This is a genomic window from Paraburkholderia sp. (assembly GCF_035656215.1).
GTDB lineage: Bacteria > Pseudomonadota > Gammaproteobacteria > Burkholderiales > Burkholderiaceae > Paraburkholderia.
Map to the genome: position 1 here is coordinate 1 of NZ_DASRSY010000218.1, position 6,631 is coordinate 6,631.

Consider the following 6,631-nt stretch of genomic DNA (forward strand, 5'->3'; position numbering starts at 1 on the left):
TTTACAAGCGCTGCTCTATGTCATTGAAAGTAAACGAGCTTTCTCGCTGTCGTGGCGCGACAGCGACGTTGTGTATAACGACATGCGCTTACCCGCGTTTATTTTAAATATTCCACTAAAGTCTTAAATTACTTTCATCTGCAACGACCGAAGCACTGAAATCGACAGATAATATAGATTGACGGATGACGTTTGTGAAGAACCTATATGACGGGCATTGCAAAATTTTGCAAAAATATTGGCAGCATTCTAGGATTCTTCTTATTGCAAAAAAATGTTTATGATGCGAGGCAATTTACCTCTACCGCCAGGCAGATTTAAAAAACGACCCTTTGCGCTGAAATCTCCATGTCAACTATCTACAAAAATCGGGAATCTATTTTGATAGACATCGCAACGGAATCAACTAGCGACGGGATAGTCAGGGGCAAAGGCAAGCACCCTAATTGCGGCCCCTCGCCACGTGCGCTAAGGTAAGCCTCATTGCGCCAAGTCACCCTGCTCGCCCACCGCGCGGCGTTATGGTGACCCGCAATTCCCACCACCGCGCCGCGCCTCTTGCGGTGCCGTTAGAGGCGACACCATGGCAGAAGACACCCCGGAAACCCGCGCCGCAGCGGTTCCTCCCGCCCAGCTAGTTGCACCGCAACAATTCTCGCTGGACGTCCTGATCGAGAAATACGCGAAAGGCGACGAGCAATCGGCCGACGACGTTTTCCAGCGCGTCGCCCGCGGCGTCGCTCAGGCGGAACCGGAAGCGTTGCGCGAATCGGTGGAAGCGCTTTTTGTCGACAATCTGCGGCACGGCGCACTCGGCGCCGGACGCATCATGAGCGCGGCCGGCACGGGCATCGCCGCCACGCTCATCAACTGCTTCGTGCAACCAGTCGGCGATGCGATTCAAGGCGTCGACGAACAAGGCCTTCCCGGCATTTACGTGGCGCTACTCCAAGCCGCCGAAACGATGCGCCGCGGCGGTGGTGTCGGCTACAACTTCTCCGCGATCCGGCCTAAGGGTGCCCGCGTTCATACCACCAGTTCGTCCGCGTCCGGACCGTGCAGTTATATGGACGTATTCGACGCCTCCTGTCGGACCGTCGAAAGCGCCGGCTCGCGGCGCGGCGCGCAAATGGCCGTGCTCGACTGCAATCATCCCGATCTGATCGAATTCATCGAGGCGAAACATTCGAAAGGCCGCTGGAACAATTTCAACGTGTCGGTCGGCGTCACCGACGAACTCATGCGCGCCGTCGAAGAAGATCAGCCCTGGCCGCTCGTGCACCGCGCCGAGCCGTCACCGGCGCTGCGCGCGGCGGGCGACGTGCGGCAACGCGAAGACGGCCTGTGGGTGTACAGCGAACGGCCCGCTCGCGAGATCTGGGATCGCATCATGCGCTCCACCCACGACGTCGCCGAACCCGGCATCGTGTTCATCTCGCGCATGAACGAGGACAACAATCTTCGCGCCGTCGAAACTATCCGCGCCACCAATCCGTGCGGCGAACAACCGCTGCCAGCTTACGGCTGCTGCAATCTCGGACCGTTGAACCTCACGCGTTTCGTGCTCGATCCGTTCGCGCAAATGAAAGGCCGCAAGTCGTCGTTCGACTGGGACGGTCTCGCCAAACGCACCCGCACCCAGGTACGCTTTCTCGACGACGTGCTCGACGTCACGCTATGGCCGCTGCAGCAGCAATATGACGAGTCGCGCGCCAAGCGGCGCATCGGCGTGGGCTTCACCGGCCTCGGCGATACGTTGGTGATGCTCGGCCTGCGCTACAACTCGCAGGAAGGCCGCGACTTCGCGGTACGCATCGCCCGGCTGATGCGCGACGAAGCCTATCGGGCGTCGGTTGAACTGGCGCGCGAGCGTGGCGCGTTTGAGTTGTTCGACGCTGTGCGTTATCTGGAAACGGGCACCTTCGCCTCGCGCCTGCCCGACGACATCAAGGATGCGATACGTCAGGACGGCATCCGCAACAGTCATTTGCTGTCGATCGCGCCGACGGGCACCGTCAGCCTTGCGTTCGCCGACAACGCGTCGAACGGCATCGAGCCCGCCTTCTCGTGGACCTACACGCGCATGAAGGTGATGGCCGACGGCGGCCGCGAATCGTTCGATGTCGAAGACTACGCGTATCGTCTTTATCGCGAGCTCGGCGGCGACGTGAAAAATCTGCCCGACTACTTCGTCAGCGCGCTCGAAATGTCGGCACGCGACCACCTCGATATGATGGCCGCCGTACAACCTTATGTAGACACGTCGATCTCGAAGACGGTGAACGTGCCGGCGGACTATCCGTTCGAAGCGTTCGAAAGCCTCTACTTCGACGCGTGGAAAAACGGCCTCAAAGGTCTCGCCACGTACCGCCCGAATGAAACGCTCGGCGCGGTGCTGAGCGTGAGCTCGCCGCAAGCGGATGACACGCTGGTCGAGACCGATCAGGATCCGCTGAGAATCGCGATCGATCATCGGCCCAAGGGCGAGTTGCCGGCCATCATCGAAAAGGTCGAATACCTGACACAAGCCGGCAAGAAGTCGCTTTACGTGGCGGTGTCGTTCATCGAAGTGACGGGACGCCTCGGCGGTGAAGACGTCACCATCGAGCGCCCCATCGAGTTCTTCATTCCGACCGGTCAGCGCGACGAATCGCAACAATGGATCACGGCGACGATGCGTTCGCTGTCGCTCGCGGCACGCGGTGGTTTTGTCGCGCGTAACTTGCAGGATATGCGCAAGGTGTCGTGGGATCGTGGGCAGGTGCGGCTCGGTGAGGTGCAGCGTCTCGACGGTCATCGCACGCCGCGCTGGCACGATTCCGAAGTGGCGGCACTCGCTTTTGCGATCCAGCAAATTTTGCATCGGCGCGGTTTTCTCGATGCCGAAGGCAATCAGGTGCCGTCGCGTGTGTTGGCGCGTCTACCACGCGGGCAGATGAAAGCCGAAACGGCGTTGCCGGCGGATTTCGGTATCCGGCCGCATCCCGGTGAAGCTAACGACGAGTCGACGCTGACGCAGCCCGGCGGCGTGCAAGGGCTGCACACCATGCTCGGACGCAAGTGCGGCTCGTGTGGAGCGAATGCGGTGATCCGCAAGGACGGTTGCGATTTTTGCACCGCCTGTGGCGAGGTCGGCGCGTGTGGGTAAGTCGCACTGACAGCGGCATCACCCCACTCTCGCGTAATACAGGTTTTGTGGATGCTTCGCCTCAGCGAAGAAAAACCACCGCTCCGCCACAAGACCGGCGTATTGCACGAGACACGCAGCCGCCAGCAAGCTGAGCGAGACGCCGATCGAATGCAGGCTTGCGCCCAGCACCATCAACACGACCGGCGCAACAAACGCGGCCGCGAGGAACCCCCACTTGACGCCGCGCAGCGTCCCCGCCGATTTACCGTGAAAGAACTCGCGCAAATTGAACGCGCCAGCGGTAAAGCCACGCGAGACCTGTACGAGCTTGGGGTTTTTGATGCCGGTTGCGCTCTGCACAGTGGACTTCGGCCGCAACCGCGCATTGCGCACGAGCGACGCCGAACGGCTCCCGCAGCCCGCAAGCGTCAACACGCAGGCACAGATCGCCAGGCCCGCTGTCAGACCCGGTGCGAACCACGCGGTCATCGCCGTCGCCAATGTGAACCCGGACGCGCAACCTAGCAGCACGAAGTTGACCAGCGTCAGCGGCGTGGCCCATTCCTGTAGAAAACGCAGGCACGCGTAGATCATCGCCGAACAAACGAACAACAGAGCGCTCGCCACCACGCCAAGCCAGCCTATCGCGAGCGACCACGGCGAGCCGAACCCGTGCGCGACGCCGTAGAAAAACGTGCATGCGAGAAACGCCGGCAGGCACAAACATTCGCGCGACAGCCACGAGGTCCGCCACATCGCAACCGCACGCCACGCGCGCTCCGGATGCCCGAGATGGAAGAACGAGGCGATCAGTCCGAGGCCGCCCAACACGACCGACAGGCCCGCGCCAGTGACATAGAACGCATCCGCAGGACCTGTGACGAGTCCCAGATGCGCAGCCGTCTCCACGCCGACGAGCGCGATCAGCAGACCCTGTGCCGCGCCACTTAACGTCGTGAGAAAAACCACCGAAAAAGCCGGATTCATCGCCAGGTCCTTTAGATACGCGTCGCCATCGACGCAAGATGCAGTTCGCCGCGCTCGAGCTGCGCATCGACGGATTCGGGCGCCTTCAGCGCCGTATCCGCGTCTTTGCACGAGCAGGCGCCGCTGCCGCAACCCGATGCCGACGTCGTGATGCGCGGCAGATAGTGGTTCGCTGGCCGCGTGTTCCACTCAGGCATCAACTGATAACCGCCGCGCTCCTCGATTGCCTTCGACACCACCGACTCCGGATCGTGGATATCGCCGAACAGTCGTGCGGAGGTCGGGCACGCGAGCACGCATGCCGGTTGGCGATCTCGCTCGGAGAGGTTTTCATCGTGAATACGATCGACGCACAGCGTGCACTTGGTCATCTCCTTGCGCGCTTCATCGAGTTCGCGCGCGCCGTACGGACACGCCCATGCGCAGTATTTGCAGCCGATGCATTTGTCGAAATCGACCAGCACGAGGCCGTCTTCCTTGCGCTTGTAACTGGCGCCGGTCGGACACACCGGCACGCATGGCGGGTCCTCGCAGTGCAGACATGACTTCGGGAAGTGGATCGTCTCCGCGTCCGGGTAGCTGCCGGCTTCAAAGCTCTGCACGCGATTGAAGAACGTGCCCGACGGATCGGCATCGTACGGATTCAGGTCGGCGAGACTGCCCGACTCCCCCGACGTATTCCACTCCTTGCAACTCGTGACGCAAGCCTGACATCCCACGCATACGTTCAGGTCGATCACCAACGCCATCTGAGTCATGAATCGCTCCTTGCCGCTTTCCTTACGTGACTTGTGCGCTGCCTATCCGATGCTGGTGCGCTACTTGTCCCTGCTCACCCGTTACCTGCGCGCTGCACGCGTGTTGCACGTGTACTACTTACGCCCAGCCGCGCCACGCAACCGCGCCGCGAATTCGCCTCGTCCCGCGAAATAGGTCTGCACGATCCGAGATATCACCCCGTTCGACCCCGGCAACGCCGGCATCGCGTCGAACTGCGGCAACGTATGACTCGCGTCCGCTTCCGCCGGATAGATGCGCACGCGCACGTCGTACCACGCGGCCTGCCCTGTCACCGGGTCCGAATTCGAGAGGCGCGCGGCCGCTTCGTCGCGACCGGGTAACTCGTCGGTGATGAGGTGGTTGAGCAGGAAGCCGCGCTGCGATTCGTTCGCGCCCGCGCCGAGATTCCACGCGCCCGACGCCTTGCCGATCGCGTTCCAGGTCCATACCGTGCCCGGCTCCACGGTCTCGCTAAAGCGCGCCATGCAACGCACGCGGCCCCATTGCGACTCGGCATAGATCCAGCTGCCGTCGGCGATACCGTTTTCGGCCGCCATTAGCGGATTCATGTAGAGATAGTTCTCGCCATGAATCTGCCGCAGCCACGCGTTCTGCGAATCCCACGAGTGATACATCGCCATGGGCCGTTGCGTCACGGCGGCGAGCGGAAAACGCGCGAGGTCAGTGGAATCGCTTTCGAGCGGTGCATACCAGAACGGCAGTGGATCGAAATACTTTTCGACCCGTGCCCGCAAGTGCTCGGGAGGCTGCCTGCCGCTTGTGCGGCCTTGCGCAGCGAGCCTGAACTTCTGCATGACGTCGGAGTACAGCTGGATCAGGATCGGCTCCTTGAATTTACGGAAGCCTTTTTCCACCGCCCAGTCGAGATACGGTCCGTTGCAGTTACGCATGTACTGGAGCGTCTCCGGCAAGCGGTAATGGAACACGCAGTTGTTCTTTGCGTACTGTTCCCACTGCTGCGGATTCGGCTCGCCGACCAGCGCCTTGTCGCCGTCCTTGCCGCGCCAGCCGATCAGAAAGCCCACGCCGGAATCCGGCGTCGTCGTGTGATTGACGATGAAGTCGGGATAGTCGCGAAAGCGGCGCGTGCCGTCGGCCGCCGTGAAGGCGGGAAACTTGAGGCGCGAAGCGAGTTCGATCAGCACTTCCTGGAACGGCTTGCACTCGCCCGTCGGCGGCACGACCGGCACACGCACGGAATCCACGGGGCCGTCGAACTCGGAGATCGGCCGGTCGAGCATCGACATGGCGTCGTGCCGCTCGAGATAAGTCGTGTCCGGCAAGATCAGATCGGCGAACGCCGTCATCTCCGACTGGAACGCATCGCACACCACAAGAAACGGAATCTTGTACTCGCCGTTTGCATGCTTGTCGGCAAGCATCTCGCGCACCTTCACCGTATTCATCGACGAATTCCACGCCATGTTCGCCATGAAAATCAGCAGCGTGTCGATGGGATAGGGGTCGCCGCGCCACGCGTTGGTGATCACGCTATGCATCAAGCCGTGCACGGCAAGCGGATATTCCCAGGAGAAGGCTTTGTCGATGCGAACCGGGCCGCCGTTTTCGTCGATGAACAGATCTTCAGGCGCGGCGGGCCAGCCGAGCGGCCCGGTTGCGAGCGGCGTGTTCGGCTTGACGGCGTCGGGGCTGTTCGGCGGTTTGGCCGATGGCGGCACCGCACGGGGGAACGGCGACTTGTGACGAAAGCCG

General features: G+C 61.6%; 4 protein-coding genes. 1 reads left to right on the top strand and 3 read right to left on the bottom strand.

Annotated elements, in window-relative coordinates:
• Positions 1-583 precede the first annotated feature (583 nt).
• Positions 584-3,148, top strand: coding sequence for an adenosylcobalamin-dependent ribonucleoside-diphosphate reductase (locus tag VFE81_RS12400; RefSeq protein WP_325044873.1), 2,565 nt, complete (start codon positions 584-586; stop codon positions 3,146-3,148).
• A gap of 18 nt (positions 3,149-3,166) precedes the next feature.
• Here the strand turns inward: VFE81_RS12400 and VFE81_RS12405 are convergent, their stop codons facing one another.
• The 3 genes from VFE81_RS12405 to VFE81_RS12415 all read right to left on the bottom strand — a co-directional run.
• Positions 3,167-4,117, bottom strand: a complete 951-nt coding sequence (locus tag VFE81_RS12405; RefSeq protein ID WP_325044874.1) for a dimethyl sulfoxide reductase anchor subunit family protein — start codon at positions 4,115-4,117, stop codon at positions 3,167-3,169.
• Between the two features lie 11 nt (positions 4,118-4,128).
• Positions 4,129-4,875, bottom strand: coding sequence for a 4Fe-4S dicluster domain-containing protein (locus VFE81_RS12410; RefSeq protein ID WP_325044875.1), 747 nt, complete (start codon positions 4,873-4,875; stop codon positions 4,129-4,131).
• 114 nt (positions 4,876-4,989) lie between these two features.
• Positions 4,990-6,631: molybdopterin oxidoreductase family protein (locus tag VFE81_RS12415; RefSeq protein ID WP_325044876.1), on the bottom strand; the 1,642-nt coding region annotated here is incomplete at its 5' end.

Coding starts and splice junctions, on each gene's coding strand:
- VFE81_RS12410 (WP_325044875.1), bottom strand. CDS start 4,875: ATGACTCAGATGGCGTTGGTGATCGACCTGAACGTATGCGTGGGATGT.
- VFE81_RS12400 (WP_325044873.1), top strand. CDS start 584: ATGGCAGAAGACACCCCGGAAACCCGCGCCGCAGCGGTTCCTCCCGCC.
- VFE81_RS12405 (WP_325044874.1), bottom strand. CDS start 4,117: ATGAATCCGGCTTTTTCGGTGGTTTTTCTCACGACGTTAAGTGGCGCG.